The sequence below is a fragment of the Sphingobacterium sp. UBA7625 genome (assembly GCF_002484085.1).
Taxonomy (GTDB): Bacteria; Bacteroidota; Bacteroidia; order Sphingobacteriales; family Sphingobacteriaceae; genus Sphingobacterium; species Sphingobacterium athyrii.
On the sequence record NZ_DLJD01000047.1, the window covers coordinates 1 to 26612 of the forward strand.

A 26612-nucleotide genomic window follows, 5' to 3' on the forward strand; every position below is an offset into this window, starting at 1 on the left:
GCATGTTTATTTCTTTCTTCCTTTGTGGGTAAAGTACAGATGTAATCTACCATATTTTGCACATTGCGACCATATTCTGCAAGGATCAATTTTGGCCTGGTGCTGTTGTAGTCAAAGTTCATATAGCTAATATAAGTACCTATTAAACGGTTAAGATCTCGTTTTGGTATTTTATTATTGAATTATTCTAAGTTTTGCAAATTTAAGCAACAATTGTTTCTGTCCCAACTCCTTAAAGAAAATAGTTGCTTTTATATCTCCTTTATTTCCTTCTAGGTTGACAACTTTACCAAATCCGAAGCGTTCATGTTCAACTTCCATGCCGACCTGAAGATTTGATGTATCAGAAGGAGCAAAACCCGCAGTAGGTTTGTGGGCTTTGGGCAGTATAGACGTTGTTTTAACCATTGGCTTAGGCTTAGGTTTCGAAAACACATCATCACTGTCCTTTTGTTGCCACGCAACTCGTTCGCCTTGAAAACTCCCGGCTGAAGCGGAAGTTTGTCGGGGTTTAAAATCCAATGCAAGACAAGCAGGATTCAGTTCATCCAAGAAACGACTGGGTTCGCAGTTATTCAACGTCCCCCAACGATATCGCGAAGTAGCATACGAAAGTAGTAATTTTTTTTCAGCTCTGGTAACAGCAACGTAAAAAAGTCTTCGTTCTTCCTCCAATTCTGTCCTGGAATTCAATGACAACTGAGATGGAAACAGATTTTCTTCCAAGCCTACAATAAAAACAACCGGAAATTCAAGTCCTTTAGAAGAGTGTATGGTCATCAAAGAAACGGTGTCTGCATTCGGATCTTTATCGTTGTCATCATTGGTCAATAAAGCGATATCCTGCATGTATATGTCAAGGCCACGGTCTTCAATATCTTCCCGTTCCGAAAACTCTTTGATACCATTGAGTAGCTCCTGAATGTTTTCATAACGTGCCAACCCTTCTACCGACTTATCTTCATAAAGTTCTTTCAATATACCACAGTGCTGCGCAATATGCATCGCCGTGTCAAACGCATTGCTATTTTTAGCCAGGGCCTGAAAACTTTGTACCATCTGTGCGAAACCTCCCACGGAAGTCGCACTGCGGCCGTCCAGGAAATGTGCCGCATTGGCCACCACATCCCAAATGCGATATTGGTTCTGATCGGCAGCAATCATGATCTTTTCAATCGTTGTATCTCCGATTCCCCGACGTGGGTAGTTAATAACGCGTTTCAATGCTTCCTCATCATTGGGATTGAAGGTAAGTCGGAAATAAGCGATCAGGTCTTTAATTTCCTTCCGTTGGTAGAAAGACGTACCACCATAGATCTTATAGGGTATATTGATCTTGCGCAGGGCTTCTTCCATCGCCCGTGATTGCGCATTGGTCCGATAAAGAATAGCAAAATCTTTGTAATTGAGTCCTTTCAGAGATTTCTCTTCAATAATCTGATCTGCAACGATTTTCCCCTCTTCATTATCGGAAAAAGCACGTGAAACCTTAATTTTTTCACCTTCTTCATTATCCGAAAAAACATTCTTTTCCAGCTGGTTCTGATTATTGGCGATCACCGAATTTGCCGCATTGACAATCATTTTGGTGGATCTGTAATTCTGCTCCAATTTAAAGATCTTGACATCTGGATAATCTTTCTGGAAGTTCAGGATATTCTGAATATTGGCCCCCCGGAAGGCATATATTGACTGCGCATCATCACCAACGACACATATATTTTCATTGACGGCGGCCAGTCTTTTGACGATTAGGTACTGCGAGAAGTTGGTATCCTGATACTCATCAACCATCAGGTAACGAAATTGATGCTGGTATTTATGCAATACCTCCGGGTGTTTATTCAATAAAACATTTGTTTTGAACAGGAGATCATCAAAATCCATGGCACCCGCGCGATAACAGCGCTGTGCATAGGTCATGTAAATCTGCCCCAATTGCCCGCGCCCATTCGAAATATCTTCGGCCAATATGGCCTCATTTTTATTGTATTCCTGTGGAGAGATCAAATTATTCTTGGCTTGTGATATGCGGCCATAGACATGATTGACATTGTATAATTTGTCATCCAGGTTCATCTCCTTGAGAATGGCACGCAGCAAGCTTTTGGTATCGTCCGTATCGTAGATGGTAAAATTTCGGGGGTATCCGATCAGTTCAGCTTCTACCCGAAGTATTTTTGCGAATACGGAGTGGAATGTTCCCATCCAAATATTTTTCGCTTCGCTTCCTACGACAGATACAATACGCGCGCGCATCTCTTTGGCTGCTTTATTCGTAAATGTCAATACCAAAATATTGAATGGATCAACGCCTTTTTGAATCAAGTGTGCTACACGGTACGTAATTACCCGTGTTTTTCCTGAACCAGCTCCTGCAACAATCATGACAGGGCCTTCTGTTTGCTCTACGGCTCCTCGTTGTGAAGGGTTTAAACCCGCTAAATAATCCAAATTAACTCCTTAAATTTTAAAACCTGAGAATAGGGTATAAAAGTACAAATTTCCTATCGATCACTAAGGCAATCAAGCCAATATTTTTGCACAAAAAAATCCGACAATTTAAAATCGTCGGATTTTTATCGTGTCATTTGTTTAGCCTCTGCTATTATAGTTTGGCGCCTCTTTTGTAATAGAGATATTATGTGGATGAGACTCTCTCAAGCCAGCACCTGTAATGCGAACAAATTGCGCCTGCTGTAGCTTCTCGATCGTTGCAGCCCCACAATAGCCCATTGAAGCACGCAAGCCACCGATATACTGATAGACAACTTCAGCCAACGTGCCTTTGTAAGGAACGCGGCCGACGATACCTTCCGGAACCAACTTTTTGATATCATCCTCCACATCCTGGAAATAGCGGTCTTTAGAACCTTTTTCCATCGCTTCGATAGATCCCATACCACGGTACGATTTAAATTTACGACCTTCGTAAATGATTGTCTCGCCCGGAGCTTCTTCTACTCCGGCAAATAAAGAACCCGCCATAATCGTGCTTGCTCCAGCAGCAATAGCCTTTGCGATATCACCTGTTTGCTTGATACCACCATCGGCGATCAATGGTACTCCTGTTCCTTTAAGTGCTTTAGCTACTTCATACACCGCATACAGCTGAGGGACACCCACACCTGCAATAATACGGGTTGTACAGATCGAGCCAGGTCCGATACCTACTTTTACGGCATCAGCACCAGCTTCAGCCAATGCTGTTGCAGCTGCGCCTGTCGCGATATTCCCGACGATCACCTGTAGTTCTGGAAACTTGGATTTTACCAATTTTAACTTATCGATTACACCTTTAGAATGCCCATGTGCAGTATCAATGGTCACCACATCCACACCGGCTTTTACCAAAGCTTCCACCCTGTCCAAGGTATCTGGAGTAACACCTACTGCAGCACCTACTAACAAACGGCCGTGGCTATCTTTGGCAGCATTGGGATAATGCTTATATTTTTGTATATCCTTAAAGGTGATCAACCCCTTCAAGATGCCTTCATTATTGACAACTGGAAGTTTCTCGATTTTTTCGTTCTGAAGGATTTCCTCTGCTTTCACCAAATCCGTTCCTTCGGGAGCAACGACAAGATTATCTTTTGTCATCAGCTCACTGATCGGACGAGTCATATCTTTCTGAAACCGAAGGTCACGATTGGTTACGATACCCACCAATTGGCCTTTTTCATTCACTACTGGAATCCCCCCGATCTTATGTTCCTTCATAATATTAAAGGCATCTCCAACATTAGCAGTCGCTAATAGTGTTACCGGATCTTGGATCATACCACTCTCAGAACGCTTTACTTTGCGCACCTCAGCGGCTTGTTCTGCAATAGTCATGTTCTTATGTAACATACCAATACCGCCCGCTTGTGCGATCGCAATTGCTAAATCAGCACCAGTTACCGTATCCATTGCTGCAGAAACCAATGGAATATTTAATTTGATTTTTTTTGTCAGCGAGGTACTCGTATCGACGTCACGTGGTAAAATTTCAGAATAAGCTGGAATTAATAAGACGTCATCGTAAGTGAGACCTTCTGCTACGAATTTTTGTGGATCTAATTGCATGGCAAATATGTATTGGGTTTTCTATTTGCCAGGCAAATCTAAGAAAAATAAGCAATATTAAAAAATATAATATACAAATTACAATCCTAAGACAAATTAGAACGATTATGAATTGACGCAATTAAGCCTTCCAGCGGATTGCATCTTTTTTTTTGGCAAGCTATTTGCTTTCGGTAACACGAAAAGTAATTTTAATTAATGAAAATATAAAGTAAAGATAATTATGAAAAAGACATTACTCTCATTAGCTGCTGTTGCAGCATTAGCATTTGGAGCACAAGAAGCGAAAGCTCAATCTCCACAACGTGCCGCTATCGGTGTTGTTTTTGACGGAACAGGTGGTGATCTTTGGGGTGTTCAATACAAGCAATCTTTTGGCGGAACAAATAATGGTCAAGCGCAAGTGATGTTTGACGACAACGTTGTTGCTGTAGGAGCTGACTATCAATACGCTAGACCATTCCGTGGTGTAAATGGACTAGGATGGTATGCAGGTATTGGTGCGCAGTTGACATTTCTTGACGCTGGAAATGACGATATGACGCTTGTTGGTTTGAGACCACAATTGGGTTTGGAATTTAAAATTCCTGCTGCTCCTATCGGATTTCACGCAGACTGGAAACCAGACTGGAGATTAAATCACGGTAATGATTTCGACGCTTCAACTTTCACTTTCGGTATTAAATATACATTAAGATAGTAGAAAGAAAAGATAAAAAAGGCTCTGTTCAAGTTTGAACAGAGCCTTTTTTATGTAAAATAAATTCCTTAAATATTTCTTTTTTTCAGCAATTCTTCTAATTTTATGCCTTTGACCTAAATGGCATAAATAAAGCTTTTCATTCTACAAAAATTTTATACCTTTGCCATTCTTGGTAAAGTGTGATTAAACAAGAACTAATTATCAATTACATAAACAGTATTTAACATTAAAATTAATACAATTAATAACAGACGATGCAAGGTAAAGGGCTGATTAAACTTTTAGTGATAGTGGTGTCATTAGCGTGTCTATACTCCCTATCATTTACTTGGGTGACCCGCAAGGTGGAGCAGGATGCTGAGAAATTTGCCAAAGGAGATTTGGCAAAAGAGAAGAGCTATCTAGACTCCATGGCAGGTGAGGTGGTGTATAATTTAGGTTTTGCGAAATACACCTATAGGGAAGCAAAAGCAAATGAACTGGCTTTAGGCTTGGATTTAAAAGGTGGTATGAATGTCACCATGGAGATCTCATTGGATGAGTTGATCCGTAATCTGGCTAACAATCCAAAAGATGAGAAATTCAACAAAGCGTTGGAACAAGCGGTAGCAAAAAGCAAAACCAGTCAAAAAACGGTCGTTGCTTTATTCATGGAAGAGTACAAATCCATTGGAGCTTCTACCCCACTTTCAACATTCTTTTCGACAAAAGACAACGCTTCTTTAATTAAACCGGGTGATTCCGATTCAAAAGTTGAATCATTCCTTCAAAAAGAAGCNNTACGTACACGTATTGATAAATTTGGTGTTGCTTCTCCAAACATCCAGATTCAACAAGGGACAAACCGTATCTTAGTTGAGCTCCCGGGTGTAAAAGACGAAAGTCGTGTCCGTAACCTACTTCAAGGTTCGGCGAAATTGGAGTTCTATGAGACTTTCACCAATCAAGAAGTTTACCCGCTATTAGAAAATATTGACAGAACATTAGCAACTACTTTAAAAGCTGCGCCTGCTGCGACAAATAAAACTGCTGCTGACACGACGAAAAAGTCAGACGATTTATTGTCCAACTTAACCGGTGGACAGAAGGACACGAAAGCTAAGAAAGACAGTGCAGCACTTAATCTAGGTCAGAAAAACCCATTGTTTGAAGTTTTACGCCCCGCTGTTTATATGGGCGAAAACCAGCAAATGGCACTTATGCCTGGTGCAATGGTTGGTATTGCTTCATTGAAAGATACGGCCAAAGTAAATGCTTATTTGCAACGCCCAGAAGTAAAATCAATTCTTCCAGGTAACTTAAAGCTTTTATGGGCTGTAAAACCAGAGCAAAAAACACCAGAGCAACTTTCCTTATATGCCATCAAAGCAGTAGGACAGGATAATGGCGCTGTATTGACAGGTGACGTCATCACTGATGCAAATGCAAACTTTGATGAGAAAAACCAACCTGTTGTTGGTATGCAAATGAATACCGAAGGTGCACATGCATGGAAGAAAATCACAGCAAAAGCGGCTCAAAATAGAGATGCCATTGCAATTGTCTTAGATAATGTAGTTTATTCCGCACCATCTGTTAATGGTGAAATTCCAAACGGTAGCTCATCGATCTCCGGTTCGTTTACTGTAGAGGATACAAAAGATTTAGCAAACGTATTGAAAGCTGGTCGTCTTCCAACTACAGCTAAAATCGTTGAAGAAGCAGTTGTCGGTCCTACATTGGGACAAGCGGCAATTGATGCAGGTATCAATTCAGCAGTAATCGGTATTATCGTGGTGATGATCTTCATGATTGTATACTACAATACGGCAGGTATTGTGGCTAACATTGCTGTATTGTTGAACGTATTCATTATCATGGGGGTATTAGCCTCCCTCAATGCCGTACTGACTTTACCCGGTATCGCTGGTATCGTATTGACAATGGGTACTGCTGTCGATGCTAACGTACTGATCTATGAACGTATCCGTGAGGAATTGGGCTTAGGAAAATCAATTCGTCAGGCAGTTGCTGATGGTTATAAACACGCATTACCATCTATCTTAGATTCACAGATTACCACATTCTTAATCGGTATCATCTTATTCTTATTTGGTAGTGGTCCAATTTTAGGCTTCGCCACAACATTGATGGTTGGTATTATCACATCATTGTTTACAGCAATACTTGTAACACGTGTTATTTTTGAATGGATGCTGGAAAAAGATATTAAAATTAAAGTATCTTTCCCTTGGTCTGCAAATACCTTGCATAATGCAAACTTCAAATTCGTTCAAAAACGTAAAGTATTCTACGCGATCTCTGTTGTAGCGGTTTTAATTTCTGCAGCTTCAATTTTCACAAAAGGTTTCAGTTTAGGTGTAGATTTCCAAGGAGGACGTACCTATACGGTTCGTTACGATAAATCAGTTGATCCAGAAGCTGTTCGTACCAGTTTGGATGATATTTTCCAAAAAACAACTGAAGTAAAAGTATTTGGTGCATCCAACCAACTTCGTGTGACAACAACATATCATATCGAAGAAACTTCCGATGCTGCCGATAAAGAAGTCTTGGATAAATTAAACCAAGGACTAGCTAAGGTAGATGCTTCCAACAAACATGAGATCCTGTCTTCACAAAAAGTAGGACCAAGTATCGCATCAGACATCAAGTCAAGAGCGACTAGTTCAGCAATCTTCTCCATTATCATCGTAGCGGCTTATATCTTAATCCGTTTCCGCAAATGGGAATACTCTGTTGGTGCAGCAATTGCAACCATCCACGATGCCATTATTCTATTGGGTTTATTCTCCATATTAGATGGTATTGTACCATTCTCTTTGGATATCGACCAACACTTTGTGGCGGCCATCTTAACGGTAATCGCATACTCGGTGAATGATACCGTGGTTGTATTTGACCGCTTGAGAGAGTTCGTATCAAAACCTAATGCGCATAACGAAGATCTTGGTGAGGTTGTCAATCACGCAATCAACTCAACATTGAGTAGAACAATCATTACTTCATTGACGATTATTTTCGTTCTTGCGGTCTTGTTCATCTTTGGTGGTGAGGTTATCCGTGGATTCTCATTCGCGATCTTAATCGGTGTTATTGTAGGTACCTATTCTTCCATTATCCTGGCTGCGCCTTCTGTATACGACTTACGTAAAGGAAAGCATTTAGCTGAAGGTAATGCTGCAAAAAAAGCTGAAGTAGTAAGACCATAATAAGATTAAAAAATATCAGGGAGAGGCGTTCAAGTTTTTGAACGCCTTTTTTATTGCATTCAGATTACTTGTTGCACTAAATATTTTAAATATATTTGTCATACTAAATATTTGTATGCTAAACGAAAAATTCGACCGTTATTCCTTCATACTGGATCAAACCGCCAAGAAGGTAAAACAATTCGCACAATCTTCTTTTACGGAAAAGGGATTTGATATTACAGTGGATCAATGGGCTGTCTTAAAGGCACTCTACGAAACCGAACAGCTATCGCAGAAAGACTTAGCCAGACGATGTGGCAAAGACCAGCCTACATTGACGCGTATCGTGGATATTCTACTCAAGAAAGGTTTGGCCGAGCGTGTCATTGATGAAACAGACCGTCGGAGTCTCTATCTTCATTTGACGGAAGAGGGAAAACTTAAGGTTGCATCCCTATCCCCCATCGTTGCAGAAATCCGGATGAAAGCATGGGAGAAACTGACGGAAAAAGATTTCGAGGATTTTACAAGAATATTAAACACGATCTATAACAATTTAAATGTATAATAGCTATGATAAATACTGACATCTGTATCATCGGTGCTGGACCAGTAGGGTTGTTTGCTGTATTCGAAGCTGGACTTCTAAAAATGAGATGCCACCTGATTGATGTTTTACCTCAGGTTGGCGGTCAATTATCCGAAATATATCCACATAAACCGATTTATGATATCCCTGGCTACCCGAGCATCACCGCACAGGAACTTATCAATAATCAACTTGAGCAAATAAAACCTTTTGCCCCCAGTTTTACATTAGGCGAACGTGTCGAACATGTCGAACGGCAGGATGATGGTTCCTTTATCCTCTCCACGAGCGATCAAACAAAGGTTCATACGCAAGTGATTGTCATTGCAGGTGGATTGGGCTGCTTCGAACCTCGTAAGCCTGAAATTCAAAACCTGCATCTCTATGAAGGTAATGGAGTGGATTATATGGTAAAAGATCCTGCAAAATACAAGGACAAACGGATCGTTATTGCCGGCGGGGGTGATTCTGCACTGGATTGGACTTATCATTTGGCTGATATTGCCCAACAAGTTACACTTATTCACCGGAGTGACTCATTCCGCGGTGCACCCGATTCTGCGGAAAAAGTTTTTAAATTGGCACAAGAAGGTAAAATCAATTTACTTTTGTCCCATAATTTAAGTAATCTACAGGGTAACGGAAACCTTACGGCTATTGAAACCGTAAGTAAGGAAAAAGAAACAATTGCGGTCGAAGCCGATTATTTTATTCCGTTATATGGCCTGACACCCAAGCTTGGCCCAATTGCTGACTGGGGACTAAATATTGATAAAAATGCGATTGAAGTCAATACTTTTGATTACTCGACCAATGTCGAACGGATCTATGCCATTGGTGACATTAACACTTATCCGGGCAAGCTCAAACTCATCCTATGCGGATACCACGAGGCAGCCTTAATGTGCCAAAGTGCTTTTAAGTTTGTTTATCCCGATCAAAAATTGACCTTTAAATACACAACCGTTAATGGTATAAATACATTTTAACCATGGAAGATAATTTGATTCAAGTAACTGTTATCGATCGTGACGGTACAGAAAATACAATAGACATTCCGACCGATGTCAACCTTTCCTTAATGGAAATTCTGAAAGCATCTGAATACGATATACTGGCCACCTGCGGCGGCATGGCCCTATGTGCCACATGCCATGTCGAAGTCCTTGAGGGGCTGGATAATCTTCCGGAAGCCAGCGATCAGGAATTGGATATGCTCGACGCCTTACCTGATGCAGACGAACAAAGCCGGCTTGCCTGTCAGCTGCATCTCCATCCGAATAACAACGGTATGAAAATCAAGCTGAAAGGTTCGTTGCAATAACAAAGTCATTGTGTATTTTATACACAATGACTTTGTTATCTGTGCAAGTTTTTTTTAGGAGTCTTTCTAGAGTATAAAAGACTTAAAACCAAAACACTACAAAATATTTTATTAAAAGAATTGACCTCGTAACGATAAATTTCACAACGTATTGCCATAATAAATAAATATTTTTTAGCTTTTTGGTTCAAAATTTAAGATATTTGCAGCTTAATTCGATTGTACGAATTTTTACAACAAACTATTAAAAATATGCCAAGCAATAGTTCAAATAGAAAATTCCCAAGAGTAATCATTATTGGTGCTGGATTTGGAGGAATTGAAGTTGCTAAAAAGCTTAAAAATAAGGAGGTTGAAGTTCTCTTATTAGATAGAAACAACTTTCACACTTTTCAACCATTAATGTACCAAGTTGCTACTGGTACGCTTTCGGCAGACTCTATCTCCTTCCCTGTCCGTAAAATGTTCAAAAATCAGGATAACTTCCATTTTAGACTTGCCGATGTCAAAAGCATCGATAACGAGGCTAAAGTTGTTAAGACTGATATTGGAGATTTTGACTACGATTATCTGGTTGTTGCTACTGGTGCAACGACAAATTTTTTCGGCAATCAGCAGATCACCAAATATGCTTTGCCGATGAAAAATATTCAGGAGGCCCTTAATATTCGGAGCTACGTTCTTCAGAATCTTGAAGAAGCGGTAATGATCCCTAATCCTGAAGATCGCAAGCCTAATCTGAACTTTGTGATCGTGGGTGGTGGCCCTACCGGAGTAGAGCTTTCTGGTGCTATTGCGGAAATTAAGAATAATGTACTGGAAAAAGACTATCCTGAATTGAAGAAATCAGAAATGTCTGTTTACCTGGTGGAAGGTCTACCAAAAGTTTTGGCCAATCTCTCGGAGAAAGCATCAAAAAATTCGGAGAAATATTTAAAAGATCTTGGTGTTGAAGTACTGTTGAACGTACAGGTAACCGGATACGACGGTAACTCCATTACTTTTGCAGATGGCAGGAGCATCGAAACAAAAACAGTAATCTGGGGTGCGGGTGTTGCAGGTCAATATCCGGATGGATTCAAAAAGGAAGTTATCCAACGTGGTAACCGTATACAGACAGACGATCAATGTCGTGTTATTGACATGCCGGGGGTTTATGCCATTGGTGACGTATCTGCATTTATTACAGATGATCTACCTCGTGGTTTACCGGGTGTTGCTCCAGTAGCACAACAGCAGGGAGGATATGTGGCCAAACACATCCTTCAGACAATGTCCAATCAACCCACGGAAAAATTCAGCTATTTTGACAAGGGCTCAATGGCCACAGTAGGGCGTAACAAAGCTGTGGTTGACATGGGCAAAATTCACTTCAGCGGCTTCTTCGGATGGATGACCTGGATGTTTGTCCACTTGATGTCCATTTATGGATTTAGAAATAAGTTGATCACATTTGTAAACTGGTCGGTGAAGTTTTTCACGAAAAACAGTGGTGTCCGCTTAATCTTCCATAAGTATGATGAGCCTAAACCGGAAGAACAAGCCAAAACGATACAATAAAGTCGATCACGAAATCATTATAAAAAAACAGCATCGCCTTGTTTTTCAGTCAAAAAAGAATGCCATTATTTTCAATAAGAATAATGGCATTCTTCTTTTCTCCCCTCCCCCAAAAATGATCGAAAGCTGATCAAAAAAAAAATTATTCCCTATTAAAATTGACGGCCAATTTTCATATAGTTGTCAAAGCCACTATCTAGAGAACAACAGCACTTATTTAGGTGGCAAATATTTCAAAAACACATTTTTAATTCACATTTCGTATTGCATCCAATAAAAAATAAGTTAGCACAAGAAGTAACAATTGTAGATTATATTCGTTAAATTTAGAAACGGTTTTTTCCAGATAGAATTTACTTGCAGAATATAGTTTTTTTTGATGTATAACCTCAAAAAGATTAATTTTTTTTGTGTAGGTTTGCATATTATTTTAAAATAGCTTAAGGATTAGCAAATGGGCTTATTTAATTGGTTTACGCAAGAAGTTGCGATTGACTTGGGTACTGCGAACACCCTAATAATTCATAATGACAAAGTAGTAGTGGATGAGCCTTCTATTGTTGCATTTGACCGCACCACAAACAAAGTGATTGCCATTGGTCGACAGGCCATGCAAATGGAAGGTAAAACACACGACAATATAAAAACGGTACGACCTTTACGTGATGGCGTAATTGCTGATTTTACGGCTGCTGAACATTTGATCAGAGGGATGGTGAAATTGGTCAACAATGGTAAAAGTTGGTTTTTCCCATCTTTACGCATGGTGGTCTGTATTCCATCAGGTATCACTGAGGTGGAGAAAAGGGCTGTACGTGATTCTGCGGAGATCGCCGGAGCCAAAGAAGTTTATCTGATCCACGAACCAATGGCTGCTGCTGTAGGTATTGGCATCGACGTGGAAGAACCAATGGGTAATATGATCATTGATATTGGTGGCGGTACGACAGAAATTGCTGTCATCGCACTATCCGGTATCGTCTGTGATCAATCCATCCGTGTAGCAGGTGACAACTTTGACTCTGACATTGTTCAATACATCCGTAGACAGCACAATATCATGATCGGTGAACGTACGGCGGAGAAGATTAAGATTGAAGTTGGGGCTGCACTTCCTGAGTTACAGGAGCCACCTGCAGATTTTGCAGTACAAGGTCGTGACCTGATGACTGGTGTCCCTAAACAAATTACGGTTTCTTATACAGAAATTGCCCATTGCTTGGATAAATCAATTTCTAAAATCGAAGAAGCCATCTTAAAAGCACTTGAAATTACGCCACCGGAGCTATCTGCCGATATTTATCAAACAGGTATCTACCTGACTGGTGGTGGTGCGTTATTACGTGGTTTAGATCGTCGTATTCAAGCGAAAACAAAACTTCCAGTACACATTGCCGAAGATCCTCTTCGTGCTGTTGTCAGAGGCACCGGTATTGCGCTTAAAAATATTGGTCGATTCAAATTCTTGATGCAATAATTAACGTTCGATAATTAACAAGATTTTATTAAAGAGCGATATAATATGCAAAACTATTATATCGCTTGCTTATTAAATACCCACAATAAAAAATGAGAAACCTTTGGTTATTCCTGAGACGATATAATGCATTCTTTTGGTTTATCCTATTTTTTGGATTCTCATTATTTATGATTATTACCAACAATTCGTTTCAACGCAATTCTGTGTTAAACTCTTCCAACCATGTAATCGGCAGTCTTTATGCAAAAATAAACTCATGGAAAAGCTATTTACATCTGGGGGAGACAAATGATGCATTAGCAAAAGAAAACGCTCAATTACGGAAAGACCTACAGGCATATAAATCGACCGACAGTATCAAAATTGGTCCTGTACCGGTTATGGATAGCAGCGAATTTGGCCGTTACCAATTTGTTATTGCAAATGTAATCAACAATAGTATCCATAAAAAAGCGAATACAATTACCTTGGATAAGGGCAGTAAAGATGGGATAGAAAAAGGAATGGGGGTCATCGCACCCAATGGTGTTGTTGGTATCGTATTAAACGTTTCGCCGAATTTTTCTACGGTACAGTCCCTCCTACATCCCGATACCCGCATATCGGTAACCTTGGGCCACAGTGAGGTCTTTGGATCTTTAGTTTGGGGTAACAATATAGATTATCGGGCCGCAACAGTGAAGGAAATTCCTAATCATATCAAAGTAAACAAAGGCGATAAAGTCTATACCTCAGGATATTCAGGACACTTCCCCAAGGGCATTTTTGTAGGGACAGTTATTCAAACAGGCATTTCATCCGGAGATGCATTCTTGGATCTTCGCATTCTTTTAAGCACCAATTTCTCCAATCTACAGCATGTATATGTCGTAAAGGATTTATTAAGTAATGAATTAAAAACATTGGAGGAATCGACTAAGGACAATGGCTAGGATTTTAATATTTAACATTATTCGATTTATCGTCTTGATTGGAATGCAGGTATTTTTATTCCAAAATATCGGTTATTACAACTTGGTTGCAGCGTTTCCTTATATTTTATTTATCTTCTTGCTACCAACGGGAACACCTAATTTTCTGGTGTATCTTATCGCATTTCTAACGGGACTAACGGTAGATTCTTTCTACGATACGCTGGGGGTCAATACTGCCGCATGTGTAGCCTTGGCTGCCTTCCGCATTTTCTTTATGAAAATCACGCTTGAGGTGGAGGAACGGGATTCTTTTCTTACTCCAATGTTGGGATTGATGAATGTGAGATGGTTTTTTTCCTATATCTTTTTCGGTACATTGATTCACCATAGTTTCCTGTATCTACTGGAATCTTTCTCCTTTCAACATATTCAATACACACTGCTCAGTATTGTTTTAAGTTGTATATTTACAGTAATTATCATGCTATTATTTAGCATATTATTCTACAAAAAGAAAGATCGGTTGTAGTAGATCGATGGATAGAAATTTATTTCTATGAATAGTTTTTTTGCTCGCAAGTACGTCATTTCCGGAATCTTTGTTGCCATTGCGCTGACTTTGGTCGCCCGCCTATTTTATTTACAGATCATCGACGATTCCTATATACATTCGGCCAATAGCAATGTCATGCGCAAGGTCATTGTTTACCCTGCAAGGGGTGTAATTTTGGACCGCAAGGGTAAGGTATTGGTACAAAATGAGCCTGTCTACGATTTGATGGTAACGCCACGCGAGGTGAAAGAAATTGATACAGCTCTGTTTTGCAAATTAATCGAGATCGACAAAGAAGGCTTTATTAAACGGATGGATAAAGCTAGGGCACACTCCCCATACAGGGCATCAATTTTTGAAAAGCAGTTATCCGCCCGGACCTATGCAAAATATCAAGAATATCAATACCAATTCCGTGGATTCTATGCTGTGAATAGAACAATCCGGAGTTACCCCGATAGTATAGCTGCACATTTTCTAGGTTATGTAAGAGAGGTTGACACCAATGACATCAACAGATCCAATGGGTTTTACCGTAGTGGCGACTATATCGGCAAAAGTGGTGTTGAACGTTCCTACGAAGATCTGATCCGTGGTAAAAGGGGGGTTAAAAATTTAATGGTGGATGCACTAAATCGTCCCAAGGGCATATTTATGGAGGGAAAATACGATACCCTGGCCGTTGCCGGCGAAGGACTTATCTCATCTCTAGACAAGGATCTACAAATATTAGGTGAAAACCTCATGAAAAATAAGTTAGGTTCCATTGTTGCCATTGAACCGGCAACAGGCGAAATCCTGGCTTATGTAAGTAGCCCAAGTTACAACCCTAACATGATGGTGGGAAGACAATTTGGAAATAGTTACATGCATTTATTAAATGACCAAACAAAACCCCTTTTTAATCGCCCTATTCAAGCATCTTATCCTCCAGGTTCTGTTTTTAAGGTTGTTTCGGCCTTAACGGCGCAACAAGCTGGCGTCATCGACCGCAATACGGTATTTTTCTGTCCACACGGTTATAGTTATGGTGGCGGACGAGGTTGGATGGGCTGTACCCACTATCATGGATCAACGACCTTACAACGTTCTGTCGCAGTTTCCTGTAACACCTACTACGGGTTTACTTATGCAAAGATGATCGATGGCCGTGGTCTTTCCGGCCCGAAAGCTTACGACCTCTGGCGAAATGCAGTCACACAGTTTGGAATCGGACACAAATTAGGGATAGATCTACCCGGGGAGAAAGCAGGTTTATTGCCTACATCGGAATTTTATACAAAACGTTACGGCAATGACAAGTGGCGTTCAAGCTTTAATATCTCTTTATCCATTGGACAAGGTGAAATGGGTATCACGCCATTACAAATGGCCAATATCATGGCTATTGTCGCGAATAGAGGCTTTTATTATAGACCACACCTTATTAAAGGTATCGGTGCGCAAAAAATCGCCAAAAAGGAATTTACCGAAAAGATAAGCGCTGGTGTAGATGAACGATATTATCCTGTCGTGATCCAGGGAATGAGTGATGCCGTAAACACACCTGAAGGGACAGCTTGGTCAAATCGAATTCCCGGGATTGAAATGTGCGGAAAAACAGGTACGGCACAAAATCCACACGGTGAAAATCACGCCGTATTTTTCGCATTTGCCCCGCGGGAAAATCCTAAAATTGCCATAGCGGTATTTGTTGAAAATGCAGGTTATGGCGGTACTTGGGCAGGTCCGATCGCCAGTATGATGGTGGAGAAATACTTAAAAGATACCATTACGGCACCAAAATATATTCAGGACCGCATCTATAATGCAAACTTTCTCCCTGCACCGAAGAAAGTAATAGACCCCAAAAGTAAAGATGTCAAGAAAGCGGATTCAATCAAATCAAAAACAGATACTGTCAAATCAAAACGTCAAGTGGCGGCCCTGGTCAAACCAAAGGAAACAATTGTTCACCATAGCGAGGTAAAGAGAAGATATGAATAATCAAAAAAATAGTTTCTTTGGAAAAATTGACTGGCTGACAATCGTTCTTTGGCTTTCGTTGTGTCTGATCGGTCTTTTCAATATCCGTGCAGCTGTTTTTAATCCAGATATGCCCGGTTTTTTCAGCTTGGGGACCAACTATGGAAAACAGTCTTTGTATCTTGTTTCGGCGATTATACTAGGTATATCCATTTTGATTATAGATGCCAAGTTTTTCAGTTCAGCTTCACCGATATTCTACGGAATAACGGCGATCTTACTTGTCATTGTTTTGGTTGTCGGCCGAAATGTAGGTGGAAACCAAGCTTGGATTGATCTGGGGTTCTTTCGGTTGCAACCATCTGAATTTGCCAAACTCTCCACCTGTCTGTTGCTCGCCAATTTTTTAAGTGCCCAGAGCAATAAAGCCCCCACTATGCAAACCTTGGCCATGGGGGCAGGCATTGTACTATTCCCTGTATTCCTCGTTATGCTACAGCCCGACACGGGATCTGCATTGGCTTTCTTTTCCTTAATTTTCGTTTTTTACCGCGAAGGTTATGTGAACAATGAGTTACTGATCTTTGGTGGCCTGTGCATCTTGATTTTCGTTTTGGCGTTGTTATTCAATCCATGGATTCTTATTTTAGTCTTGGCGGCTATCATTGGATTTTTTATGTGGAGCTTCCGAAAAAAGAGGAAATACATTATTAACCTAAGCATTCTTTTCGCAGCCTGTACAGCGTTTATACTATGCGTCGACTTGGTTTATGACCATGTATTGCAACCACACCAGCGCGATCGGATCGACATTATTTTAGGTAAAACGGAAGACCTCAGGGGAAAGGGCTATAATTTGAACCAGTCTAAAATTGCCATTGGATCAGGTCAATTTTGGGGCAAGGGATATTTACAGGGTACACAAACCAAGTATAATTTTGTTCCCGAGCAGAGTACAGATTTTATCTTCTGTACCGTAGGGGAAGAATGGGGATTTGTCGGTTCAGTAACACTGATTACAATCTATCTCACCCTGCTCTTACGTATCATTCATATCGCGGAGCGACAGCGTTCGGCATTTGCCCGAATCTACGCTTACGGCGTGGCCTCCATCCTATTTTTTCACTTGTTTATCAATATCGGAATGACCATAGGAATCATCCCTGTTATCGGAATTCCATTGCCTTTTGTCAGCTATGGAGGCTCCTCACTCTGGAGTTTCACCATACTGCTCTTTATTATGCTCAAATTTGACTCCAATAGAAAAGGAGTCGTATAGTTTGCAGTCGGTACTGGGAGAGGTTTTTCTAAATCCTTTCCAGTACCAGTTGAATAGCTTTTTCCACTACCGCTTCAGGATTCGCGGAAAATTCTCCCGCTACCCTGCTTGCTAAAATGGCATTAATGGATAAAGCCTGATGACCAAACATGTTCGCCAGCGCATAGATACCGGCAGTTTCCATTTCCAGATTGGTCAAACGGAAATCGTTATGCCGAAATGAATTTACCAAAGAAATCAGGTCCGGGATCGTATTGTCTGATCGTAGACAACGCCCCTGTGGCGCGTAAAACCCCGGTGCCGTCAATGTCATTCCTTTGGGCAGATCAAACGCAATTCGGTCTAATAAACGCTTGCCTGCCTGTGCTACATAAGGTTTTAAACTCAATTGCGGAAAATACCGGATCAGAGCCTGCTGGAGATTCAATTCAGTCTCATCGTAAGGTTTTTGGTAGAATTGCATCAATGCATCAAAGCCAATCCCATATTCTGAAGCCAGTATACTGCCCATTTCGATACCTGCCTGTACCGACCCCGAAGTACCGATACGCACGATATCCAAAGAGGTCAGCTCGCTTTTTACCTCCTTATGCTGAAAATCGATGTTCACCAAAGCATCCAGTTCATTCAATACGATATCAATATTGTCTGTACCTATTCCTGTAGAGATCACGCTCAGCCGTTTAGTTCCAATATATCCCGTATGGGTGATAAATTCACGCTTCCCTTTTTTGAGTTCAATACGGTCATAATATTTCGACACCTTGGTCACACGGTCCGGATCTCCTACCGTAATGATTGTATGGGCTAAATCCTCTGGCAATAAATTCAAATGGTAAATACTCCCATCTGAATTTAAAATGAGTTCTGAATTGTTTATCATATCGTTCTTAAATAATTCAATTGACAACCTTCAATTTTGGAAAAACGCTCCACGACACGGTTTACCTGCATTTTCCGTACCTCAAATTCCAGGTAGCAATTATTATCAAATTCCTGCTTCTCGATTTCCAGCCCTTCTTCCTTAATAATACGCATAACATCATTCATATTTAGATAATCAAAGGTCAGCCCATAGCTATCGTTAACAGTACGTTCGATTATTTGAGCTTGATCCAAGGCATCCTGTGTTGCCGATTTATAAGCATTAATCAAGCCTGGTACGCCCAACAGTGTTCCACCGAAATAACGGACGACAACAACGATTATATTGGTAATATCCGCCGAGAGCAAAGCATTTAAAATAGGACGCCCGGCGGTACCAGAGGGCTCACCGTCATCGTTTATCCGAAATACATTCCGATCCGGAGTCAGCCGATAAGCCCAACAATGGTGTCTTGCCTTCGGATGAAGGGATTTCACTTCCTGTAAAACATCTTTTAATTTCTCCTCAGATTTAAAAGGAAATGCATAGGCAATAAATTTGCTTCCCTTATCTCTAAAAATTCCCTCATAGTTTGCATCGATCGTTCGATAAGTATCTTCAAATAAACTCACTGATATGCGATAATTAAAACTGAAACAATGGAAAGTACTATCCCGAGGTAATTTAACCATGATAGTCTTTCTTTAAAAAATAATACACCGACCAAAGCACCCAGCGAGATAACACCAATATTCATCCCGGTAAATACGATGGAAGGGTTTTCAGGCAATGCCCGATGGGCTTTCATATAAAATAATATGTTACAAAAATTGAAAGCACCTAAAATCAGGCCATAGACGACTGCTTTAGGTGAAAAGATCTGCTTGTCAACGAAGATAAAATAGCCTAATAAACCAAATGCGATCAGCATGGCCATAACAAATATAACAAACATCGAACTGACATAAGGTATTGTCACATGCAATGCCACCTGCTTAAAAAGGATATCAATAACCCCCATACCAATAAAAACAAGCAACGGATAGAGACTGTTTCGATATCCTGTATTTGACCGGGCTATTTTAAGATGGGATTTTCGCCAACCGATGGAACATATAATAGCCAATAGCCCTATTCCTATCCCCAACAGTTTATTTCCCTGTAGCTTTTCGTTGAATAAAAAAAACGCGGCCAGTAGAGGGATAAATAAAGACAGTCGCTGCGCCACCTCCGTTTTTACCAATCCACTATAGCGGATGGATAACGCAATAAAGACAAACATCCCCGGTAACAGTACCGCCAGCGTCGTATACAACGGGAATGGTAAAGCTGTCCAGCTAATTTGTTCTATTTCGGGCCGTAATATAAAGTAGGTCAAAGCAACCGCCATTGGATAATTCCAGACAATCACTTGTTTTGTTTCCACGCCATACTGTTTTGCCAATTTTAATAATACGGCTACAGTGACACTACAGATAACACTTATAAGGACAAAAATCATTGTTCTGTTACTAAATTATTTCCAAAGCCCACGCTTGGCCTGACGGGCCTGCCGTTCTAATTTTACAAAAAAATCAGCATACTGAACGTTCGGCGCCAAGGTGTATGTCACGGCGTACCCTTGCGCTACCAACTCCGCGTTAACAAATTTCTCCCTAAGATACACATAAGCAAGAAGTCTTCCATACCGATCCTTTTTACCGACATCAAATACCAGCTTTACATTTTTTCCAGTCAACATAGCCTGTAGATATTCTTTTGCTTCCGGGCCATAGTAACCAACCTCCTTTCGTGCTGTTCTCCTTGTTTCGGGAGCATCAATCCCGATCAACCGGACCCGCTCACCTTTTTTACGACCATTATCAATGACAAAGGTATCCCCGTCTATTACCCGTCGTACTGTTGCATACCGCTCCTCCCCTTTATAGGAAAAACCTAAAAATAAGAAACAGATGATCGTTGCGCTCACCAAAAAATTAAATCGCTTTAGCATAAAAATCACATTTTGCGCAAAGGTAGTAAAATACTTTTTCAGCAAACAACGGATAAAACACAACATATTTCAACAAAAAAACTATTATTTTTAAATAAAAAAAACACTTAAAAACAATCTATTTTTCACCTATTTTTTTATGTTAAAAAATCATTAAAAAACAGGTGTAAAAAAGACAACAAAAACCATAAAATATTAGATATAAGATAAATACAAAAAACAAAACACTTCAAAAAACTATAAAAAACATTTATTTTCAACATAAAAAAGAAGCGAAAAAAGCGACAAAAACACACCTATAAATGATATATTTTTTATGAAAAAATTTATTTTTTCTTTGATATTTCAAAAACATTCGTACATTTGAAATGTCAAACAACACAAGGATGAACAGATCATATACATATTTCTATTTTAACTTCTTTTATTTTAAAAATAAGAGCCGGGATTAGATTGTGTATACATTAAAAATATAACAAGAAAGAGTCCCGGTTTAGATCATCGGGACTCTTTCTTGTTTAAGGGCAAAATAGTAACAAGAAAATGAGTTTAAAAATTGCGATACAAGGAGCAAAAGCTTCATTTCACGAGGAAGCAGCATTTAAATATTTTGGACGTGAAGTCGAAATTGTTGAATGTGATTCATTCAAAAAAACCTGTGAATTGCTTAAGCAAAGAAAAGTAGATTACATTGTTATGGCGATCGAGAATTCGATAGCGGGTAGCCTATTACCAAACTACAATCTGCTTCGGGATTATAAATTCCATATCACAGGTGAAGTCTATCTCAACATTCAACAGAATCTGATGGTATTACCGGGCGTCAAATTGAAAGACATCAAGCATATCGAATCACATCCCATCGCCATCCGTCAATGCGAAGAATTTCTTTCGGAGCTGGAAGGTGTACGCATCACAGAGGGGTCGGACACCGCAGCTACAGCAAAAATGATTGCTGAACGGAAATTGACCGATACAGCTGCAATTGCGGGCACTTTGGCTGCGGAGATTTATGGGCTTGAGATTTTAGAGAAAAGAATCGAAACCAATAAAAAGAATGCGACACGTTTTTTAGTTCTTTCAAATGAGGTGGTTGAGCACAAAAATGCGAACAAAGCATCTTTATCGTTCCAAACGGGAAATACAGTTGGATCACTAGCGACTATTTTACAGTGTTTTGCTGAGCAAAACATCAACCTGAGCAAGATTCAGTCCATGCCTGTTATCGGAAAACGCAACGAATATGACTTTTTTGTTGATGTTGAATGGAAAAAACAATCAGACTATGAAGCTGCGATCCGAAAAGTACTCAAACATAGTGTCAATTTCAATATTATGGGCGAATACATCAAAAACGAGAAACTATAATCAACAACTTAATAATTTTAAAAAAATCAACTTACACTGAATCTGTTGGAGCGATAAAAGCTTACAAATCAAGCATAACAACTTAACAGACTCAAATACCTTTAAAAATTTATTCCGATGAAAAATACATTAGAAATCACTCCTTTGAAATCATGGTTGGATACTGGAGACAAACCTTTAATTATCGCAGGCCCTTGTAGTGCTGAGACAGAAGAACAGTTGGTATCGACGGCACATCTATTGGCAAATACTGGAAAAGTAAATATTTTACGTGCTGGAATCTGGAAACCACGTACTCGTCCAGGCGAATTTGAAGGTATCGGTTCCATTGGTTTGGAGTGGTTGAAGAGAGCGAAAGAAGAGACCGGTTTATTGACAGCTACAGAGGTTGCGACAGCAAAACACGTCGAAGAAGCTTTGGCAGCTGGTGTTGATGTACTTTGGGTAGGCGCGCGTTCAACTGCAAACCCGTTCACAGTACAAGAAATTGCTGATGCACTACAGGGAGTAGATGTACCAGTTTTCGTAAAAAACCCTGTTAATCCAGATTTATCGTTGTGGATCGGTGCTTTGGAGCGTATCAACCGCGCTGGCATCAAAAAATTAGGTGCTATCCACCGTGGATTCTCTTCTTACGAGAAAACAGCATTCCGCAACGAGCCGATGTGGGATTTAGCCATCCAGTTAAAAACTGCTTGCCCTAATTTGCCGATCATCAATGACCCTAGCCACATCTGTGGTAACCGCGAATTGTTACCGTACATCGCACAAAAAGCAATGGATATGGACATGCAAGGTTTGATCATCGAATCACATATTGATCCTTCTGTTGCATGGACTGATGCCAAACAACAAGTTACGCCAGCAGCCCTAGCAGAGTTGATCAATCATTTAACATTACGTAAGGCTGATTCTGACAACCCATCATTTGAGGACAAATTAGCCGAATTGCGCAGCAACATTGATAAATTGGACGATTTAATTATTCAAAAAATTGGCGAGCGTATGAAAATTGCAGAGAAAATCGGTGAATACAAACGCGATAACAATGTGACGATCTTACAGGTAAACCGTTGGGATGAGATTGTTCAAAAACGTACAAAACTTGCTGAAGCGCTATCTTTGGGTAGTGAGTTTGCAACAAAATTCCTAGAATTAATTCACAATGAATCTATCCGTAAACAAAACGCGGTAATGAATTCACAGGAACAACCAACAGCAGAAGCATAATGAATCAACAAGTCATCAAGCTGACGCACCCATCAAAAAAAATAAAAGGCACGGTTCAACTGACAGGATCAAAATCCGAGAGCAACCGTGCTCTTATTATCCGCTCGTTGAGCAAGGGACAGGTTGATATAGCGAATCTTTCCGAGGCTGCCGATACGGTGACGTTAAACCGTGTCTTGCAGATCGCATCAGATCCCCAACCCGGCTACAACACGATTGACATTGGTCCGGCAGGTACTGCAATGCGCTTTTTAACGGCCTATCTGAACCTTGTTCAAGGAAACTTTATCCTTACTGGGACCGAACGCATGCAGCAACGGCCAATTGGTATATTGGTTGATGCCATGAAGGAGATCGGCGCTGACATTCATTATGAAAAAAAGGCCGGCTATCCGCCCCTAAAAATAGAAGGAGGCTTATTTCAGGGGAAGGACCGTGTCCGTATAAAAGGAAATATCAGTAGCCAATATATCTCGGCGCTGCTATTAATTGCTCCTGCATTGAAAAAAGGGCTCACATTGGAAATTGAGGGCGAACTGACTTCCAGACCCTATGTATCCATGACCCTCGATATGCTAAAAAGCGTCGGCATACAGCATGAGTGGACAGCGAATGAAATACATATCGCCCCACAGACTTTTTCAAAAAGCACGATTTATGTGGAGCCAGATTGGAGCGCAGCATCTTACTGGTACGCTATTGTAGCGCTGGCTGAAGACGGTGCATCGATTATCTTACCGGGGCTTAAAAAAGACAGTCTGCAAGGAGATATTGCAATTGTCGATATTATGACGCATTTTGGCGTGCAATCCAGTTTTGAAGCCGATGGCTTGCATCTTCAAAAAACAGCAATAGATTCGAAAAAAACGTTATTTGATTTCAAAGAATGCCCCGATCTCGCGCAGACTGTCGTCGTTGTTGCTGCAGCTTTAGGCCGTGACGTTTCTTTTACAGGTCTTGAGACATTAAAGATCAAAGAAACGGACCGAATTGCCGCTTTACAGACTGAAATAGCAAAATTTGGTGCTGAATTGATAGCAGATAACGAAACCTATCATCTTAAAACAGCCCAGGTATTCCAGCCAAAAGAGGTAACCTTTGACACCTATGAGGACCACCGTATGGCAATGGCATTTGCGCCCCTTGCATTGGTTTTTGACCAGATCAGTATCGCGGAGCCAATGGTTGTGGAAAAATCGTATCCAGATTTCTGGAAACATCTGCAAACCCAATCTTTTAGCATTGACTAATATCAAAAAACCGGGAGAATACAGTTATGCTCCCGGTTTTTATAACCTATATACACGCTATTAATAACTTTAATGGCAACGGAAGGACACTACCCGCAGACAGACTCAGATGTGATTTAAAAGCATCAAAATTGATAAAGTTAGGTTTTACAGTAGTGTTTTCATTGCATTTAAAGGCAAATTTATCTAAGTTTATTGAAATTTAATTTTTATGGCAGGAAACTCATTTGGCGATTTATTCAGAATCAGCACTTTTGGCGAATCACACGGTAAAGCGATCGGTGTAATTATTGATGGTTGCCCCTCAAATATAACGATAGACGAAGAGTTTATACAGTCGGAACTAGATAAACGGAAACCCGGACAGTCCAGGATTACCACACAACGAAAAGAAAGCGATACTGCTCAGATATTATCGGGCGTGTTCGAAGGGAAGTCGACCGGAACACCGATTGCCATTGTTATACCTAATGAAGATCAACGTTCCAAAGACTATACCCATATTAAAGATATCTTTAGGCCTTCCCACGCGGACTTCACCTATCAGATGAAATATGGTATCCGAGACTACCGTGGCGGTGGCCGCTCTTCAGCCCGTGAAACAGCCGCCCGCGTTGCTGCAGGTGCTGTTGCAAAGAGCTTTTTACAACAATTTGGCATCGAGATCTTCGCGCATGTTTCCGGTGTAGGTACAATCGAAGCCCCGAATTTGGACACGAAAGATCTTAAAGCCCTGCTTGAGCTTCGGGAATCTAATATTGCACGCTGTGCTGACCCAGCTACAGCCAATGAAATGATCGAGTTTATAGATTCCGTGAGAAAAGCAGGTGATACAGTAGGTGGACGCATTTCGGCAGTGATAAGACAGGTTCCCGTTGGACTTGGGGAACCCGTATTTGACAAACTTCATGCTGACCTCGCCAAAGCGATGATGAGCATCAATGCCGTACACGGATTTGAATATGGATCAGGTTTTGCAGGTTCGGAGTTGCGAGGTTCCGAACATAATGATATATTTGTAGCAGATGACCATGATTTAAATCAAGTGCATACACATACCAATTTCTCCGGGGGAATACAAGGCGGTATATCAAACGGTATGGATATTACTTTTAAAGTAGCATTTAAGCCTGTTGCCACCATCATGAGGGATCAAGAAACAGTCGATATCCATGGCAACCCCGCCATCGCAAGTGGCAAGGGAAGACATGATCCTTGTGTTGTTTCGAGGGCGGTAATTATTGTAGAAGCCATGGCGGCACTTGTGATTGCGGATCATCTACTTAAACATCAAAGTTACAAACATGCTGCAAGATAATTATGTCGTAGGTGTTGACATTGGAGGCACTCATATTTCCGCCTGTATCATTGACACCAAACAATGGAATATACATTTAGAGAACGTGGTCAGAAACCACGTTTTTTCTCAAGGAGATGCTAAAACGATTTTACACACCTGGGCTTCCACAATACGGGATAGTATTACCACCTCACCCACTGCTATTCAATTCATTGGCATTGCAATGCCGGGACCATTTGACTATGAAAATGGGATTTCTAAAATGTTAGGACAAAGCAAGTACGATGACTTGTACGACAAAGATATTAAGAACCTATTGTCCGCTGAGTTGGGTCTACCGCCTACCGCCATTCACTTTATCAATGATGCAGCAGCTTTTTTACAGGGAGAAATATTTGTACAGAACCTTCAGACCAATCCGAGAATACTCGGGATGACTTTGGGGACAGGCTTAGGATCTGCGGTATGGAATAAGGGCGAGAAGGCCTTCGATGCAGACCTCTGGAATACACCTTACAAGGAAAGTATCTTTGAAGAATATCTTGTGACAAGATGGTTTGTCAAACGGTTCAAAGAAATCACAGGGAAAGATGTCACCGGTTTAAAGGAAATCTTGGACAATCATAGAGAAACTGCTGCATTCGCAACCATCAAGGATGAATACGCAACACATCTATTTGATTTTATGCAATTTTTTGAAGAAAAATACCAGACGAATATCTTTATTATTGGTGGCAACATCGCAAAAGCACTTCCTATCTTTATTGCGGACCGGGAAGAATTCAATAGATTCACCATCCATACAGCTATATTGGGAGAGAAGGCTGCCATGATTGGCGCCGCAAGTATTTTCAGTTAGTCCAAGGACTTAAAACACAAAATAAGCATTTCCCCTAAAAATGAATGCTATTCAAAGAGTGTCTTACAAGAAGCTCTTTGAATAGCATAATTAAAATAACAGATCCAAAGAAATA

Annotated in this window: 23 protein-coding genes; 16 read left to right on the plus strand and 7 right to left on the minus strand. The window is 40.5% G+C overall.

The window, feature by feature from the left end:
- The 3 genes from B4G94_RS19355 to guaB all read right to left on the minus strand — a co-directional run.
- Positions 1–122, minus strand: a 122-nt coding sequence (locus B4G94_RS19355) for a DUF4290 domain-containing protein (RefSeq protein ID WP_286861319.1), incomplete at its 3' end; no start/stop codon positions are given.
- A gap of 52 nt (positions 123–174) precedes the next feature.
- A complete protein-coding gene (locus B4G94_RS19360; RefSeq protein WP_108636923.1) occupies positions 175–2454 on the minus strand; it encodes an ATP-dependent helicase in 2280 nt (759 codons plus the stop codon).
- A 141-nt stretch (positions 2455–2595) separates the two neighbouring features.
- Positions 2596–4071: an IMP dehydrogenase gene (gene guaB, locus B4G94_RS19365; protein ID WP_108636924.1), complete on the minus strand. Its 1476-nt coding sequence runs from the start codon at positions 4069–4071 to the stop codon at positions 2596–2598.
- Positions 4072–4294: 223 nt separating this feature from the next.
- Between guaB and B4G94_RS19370 the strand changes: the two genes are divergently transcribed.
- The 11 genes from B4G94_RS19370 (at position 4295) to rodA (ending at position 17632) form a co-directional block, all read left to right on the plus strand.
- Positions 4295–4771 carry a hypothetical protein gene (locus B4G94_RS19370; protein ID WP_121126443.1) on the plus strand — a complete coding sequence of 159 codons (477 nt, stop codon included), beginning with the start codon at positions 4295–4297 and terminating at the stop codon, positions 4769–4771.
- 257 nt (positions 4772–5028) lie between these two features.
- Complete coding sequence (secDF, locus tag B4G94_RS19375; protein ID WP_286861170.1) at positions 5029–7986, plus strand: protein translocase subunit SecDF; 2958 nt, start codon at positions 5029–5031, stop codon at positions 7984–7986.
- 115 nt (positions 7987–8101) lie between these two features.
- A complete protein-coding gene (locus B4G94_RS19380) occupies positions 8102–8536 on the plus strand; it encodes a MarR family winged helix-turn-helix transcriptional regulator (protein WP_108636927.1) in 435 nt (144 codons plus the stop codon).
- A gap of 5 nt (positions 8537–8541) precedes the next feature.
- Positions 8542–9546 (plus strand): NAD(P)/FAD-dependent oxidoreductase, encoded by a 1005-nt coding sequence (locus B4G94_RS19385; protein ID WP_286861172.1) that lies wholly within the window; start codon positions 8542–8544, stop codon positions 9544–9546.
- Positions 9547–9548: 2 nt separating this feature from the next.
- The gene (locus B4G94_RS19390) at positions 9549–9881 is read left to right on the plus strand and encodes a 2Fe-2S iron-sulfur cluster-binding protein (RefSeq protein ID WP_286861175.1); all 333 of its coding nucleotides are present in this window, start codon (positions 9549–9551) and stop codon (positions 9879–9881) included.
- Between the two features lie 252 nt (positions 9882–10133).
- The gene (locus B4G94_RS19395; RefSeq protein ID WP_108636930.1) at positions 10134–11441 is read left to right on the plus strand and encodes an NAD(P)/FAD-dependent oxidoreductase; all 1308 of its coding nucleotides are present in this window, start codon (positions 10134–10136) and stop codon (positions 11439–11441) included.
- Between the two features lie 454 nt (positions 11442–11895).
- Complete coding sequence (locus B4G94_RS19400) at positions 11896–12918, plus strand: rod shape-determining protein (protein WP_028071379.1); 1023 nt, start codon at positions 11896–11898, stop codon at positions 12916–12918.
- Between the two features lie 92 nt (positions 12919–13010).
- Positions 13011–13853 (plus strand): rod shape-determining protein MreC, encoded by an 843-nt coding sequence (mreC, locus tag B4G94_RS19405; protein ID WP_286861179.1) that lies wholly within the window; start codon positions 13011–13013, stop codon positions 13851–13853.
- Positions 13846–14364 (plus strand): rod shape-determining protein MreD, encoded by a 519-nt coding sequence (locus B4G94_RS19410; protein ID WP_286861182.1) that lies wholly within the window; start codon positions 13846–13848, stop codon positions 14362–14364. Before mreC ends, B4G94_RS19410 begins: the two co-directional genes overlap by 8 nt.
- Before the next feature lie 27 nt (positions 14365–14391).
- Positions 14392–16374: a penicillin-binding protein 2 gene (gene mrdA / locus B4G94_RS19415; protein ID WP_108636933.1), complete on the plus strand. Its 1983-nt coding sequence runs from the start codon at positions 14392–14394 to the stop codon at positions 16372–16374.
- Positions 16367–17632, plus strand: coding sequence for a rod shape-determining protein RodA (gene rodA, locus B4G94_RS19420; RefSeq protein WP_286861185.1), 1266 nt, complete (start codon positions 16367–16369; stop codon positions 17630–17632). Before mrdA ends, rodA begins: the two co-directional genes overlap by 8 nt.
- 28 nt (positions 17633–17660) lie before the next feature.
- On the opposite strand, the gene B4G94_RS19425 is transcribed toward rodA, so the two are convergent.
- The 4 genes from B4G94_RS19425 to B4G94_RS19440 form a co-directional block, all read right to left on the minus strand.
- Positions 17661–18515 carry a nucleoside phosphorylase gene (locus B4G94_RS19425; RefSeq protein WP_286861188.1) on the minus strand — a complete coding sequence of 285 codons (855 nt, stop codon included), beginning with the start codon at positions 18513–18515 and terminating at the stop codon, positions 17661–17663.
- Positions 18512–19129, minus strand: a complete 618-nt coding sequence (locus tag B4G94_RS19430) for an IMPACT family protein (protein WP_077437423.1) — start codon at positions 19127–19129, stop codon at positions 18512–18514. Before B4G94_RS19430 ends, B4G94_RS19425 begins: the two co-directional genes overlap by 4 nt.
- Positions 19126–19923, minus strand: coding sequence for an EamA/RhaT family transporter (locus B4G94_RS19435; protein ID WP_286861192.1), 798 nt, complete (start codon positions 19921–19923; stop codon positions 19126–19128). The genes B4G94_RS19430 and B4G94_RS19435 overlap by 4 nt, the downstream gene beginning before the upstream one ends.
- Positions 19924–20013: 90 nt before the next feature.
- On the minus strand, positions 20014–20490 hold the full coding sequence (locus B4G94_RS19440; RefSeq protein WP_108637005.1) for a thermonuclease family protein: 477 nt from the start codon (positions 20488–20490) through the stop codon (positions 20014–20016).
- A 543-nt stretch (positions 20491–21033) separates the two neighbouring features.
- On the opposite strand from B4G94_RS19440, the gene B4G94_RS19445 reads away from it, so the two are divergent.
- The 5 genes from B4G94_RS19445 (at position 21034) to B4G94_RS19465 (ending at position 26497) form a co-directional block, all read left to right on the plus strand.
- Positions 21034–21858 (plus strand): prephenate dehydratase, encoded by an 825-nt coding sequence (locus tag B4G94_RS19445; protein WP_108636938.1) that lies wholly within the window; start codon positions 21034–21036, stop codon positions 21856–21858.
- A 117-nt stretch (positions 21859–21975) separates the two neighbouring features.
- A complete protein-coding gene (locus B4G94_RS19450) occupies positions 21976–23088 on the plus strand; it encodes a chorismate mutase (RefSeq protein WP_108636939.1) in 1113 nt (370 codons plus the stop codon).
- Positions 23088–24338, plus strand: coding sequence for a 3-phosphoshikimate 1-carboxyvinyltransferase (gene aroA, locus B4G94_RS19455; RefSeq protein ID WP_286861197.1), 1251 nt, complete (start codon positions 23088–23090; stop codon positions 24336–24338). The genes B4G94_RS19450 and aroA overlap by 1 nt, the downstream gene beginning before the upstream one ends.
- Before the next feature lie 211 nt (positions 24339–24549).
- Complete coding sequence (gene aroC / locus B4G94_RS19460) at positions 24550–25656, plus strand: chorismate synthase (RefSeq protein WP_286861200.1); 1107 nt, start codon at positions 24550–24552, stop codon at positions 25654–25656.
- Positions 25643–26497, plus strand: a complete 855-nt coding sequence (locus B4G94_RS19465) for an ROK family protein (protein WP_286861203.1) — start codon at positions 25643–25645, stop codon at positions 26495–26497. The genes aroC and B4G94_RS19465 overlap by 14 nt, the downstream gene beginning before the upstream one ends.
- Positions 26498–26612: the final 115 nt, after the last annotated feature.

What these genes read in the sequence shown, in the direction of transcription:
- B4G94_RS19390 (WP_286861175.1), top strand. Translation starts at nt 9,549, where the DNA reads ATGGAAGATAATTTGATTCAAGTAACTGTTATCGATCGTGACGGTACA.
- mreC (WP_286861179.1), top strand. Translation starts at nt 13,011, where the DNA reads ATGAGAAACCTTTGGTTATTCCTGAGACGATATAATGCATTCTTTTGG.
- B4G94_RS19410 (WP_286861182.1), top strand. Translation starts at nt 13,846, where the DNA reads ATGGCTAGGATTTTAATATTTAACATTATTCGATTTATCGTCTTGATT.
- aroC (WP_286861200.1), top strand. Translation starts at nt 24,550, where the DNA reads ATGGCAGGAAACTCATTTGGCGATTTATTCAGAATCAGCACTTTTGGC.
- B4G94_RS19440 (WP_108637005.1), bottom strand. Translation starts at nt 20,490, where the DNA reads ATGCTAAAGCGATTTAATTTTTTGGTGAGCGCAACGATCATCTGTTTC.
- aroA (WP_286861197.1), top strand. Translation starts at nt 23,088, where the DNA reads ATGAATCAACAAGTCATCAAGCTGACGCACCCATCAAAAAAAATAAAA.
- B4G94_RS19425 (WP_286861188.1), bottom strand. Translation starts at nt 18,515, where the DNA reads ATGATAAACAATTCAGAACTCATTTTAAATTCAGATGGGAGTATTTAC.
- mrdA (WP_108636933.1), top strand. Translation starts at nt 14,392, where the DNA reads ATGAATAGTTTTTTTGCTCGCAAGTACGTCATTTCCGGAATCTTTGTT.
- B4G94_RS19465 (WP_286861203.1), top strand. Translation starts at nt 25,643, where the DNA reads ATGCTGCAAGATAATTATGTCGTAGGTGTTGACATTGGAGGCACTCAT.
- B4G94_RS19445 (WP_108636938.1), top strand. Translation starts at nt 21,034, where the DNA reads ATGAGTTTAAAAATTGCGATACAAGGAGCAAAAGCTTCATTTCACGAG.
- B4G94_RS19370 (WP_121126443.1), top strand. Translation starts at nt 4,295, where the DNA reads ATGAAAAAGACATTACTCTCATTAGCTGCTGTTGCAGCATTAGCATTT.
- B4G94_RS19385 (WP_286861172.1), top strand. Translation starts at nt 8,542, where the DNA reads ATGATAAATACTGACATCTGTATCATCGGTGCTGGACCAGTAGGGTTG.
- B4G94_RS19380 (WP_108636927.1), top strand. Translation starts at nt 8,102, where the DNA reads ATGCTAAACGAAAAATTCGACCGTTATTCCTTCATACTGGATCAAACC.
- B4G94_RS19450 (WP_108636939.1), top strand. Translation starts at nt 21,976, where the DNA reads ATGAAAAATACATTAGAAATCACTCCTTTGAAATCATGGTTGGATACT.
- B4G94_RS19395 (WP_108636930.1), top strand. Translation starts at nt 10,134, where the DNA reads ATGCCAAGCAATAGTTCAAATAGAAAATTCCCAAGAGTAATCATTATT.
- rodA (WP_286861185.1), top strand. Translation starts at nt 16,367, where the DNA reads ATGAATAATCAAAAAAATAGTTTCTTTGGAAAAATTGACTGGCTGACA.
- B4G94_RS19400 (WP_028071379.1), top strand. Translation starts at nt 11,896, where the DNA reads ATGGGCTTATTTAATTGGTTTACGCAAGAAGTTGCGATTGACTTGGGT.
- guaB (WP_108636924.1), bottom strand. Translation starts at nt 4,071, where the DNA reads ATGCAATTAGATCCACAAAAATTCGTAGCAGAAGGTCTCACTTACGAT.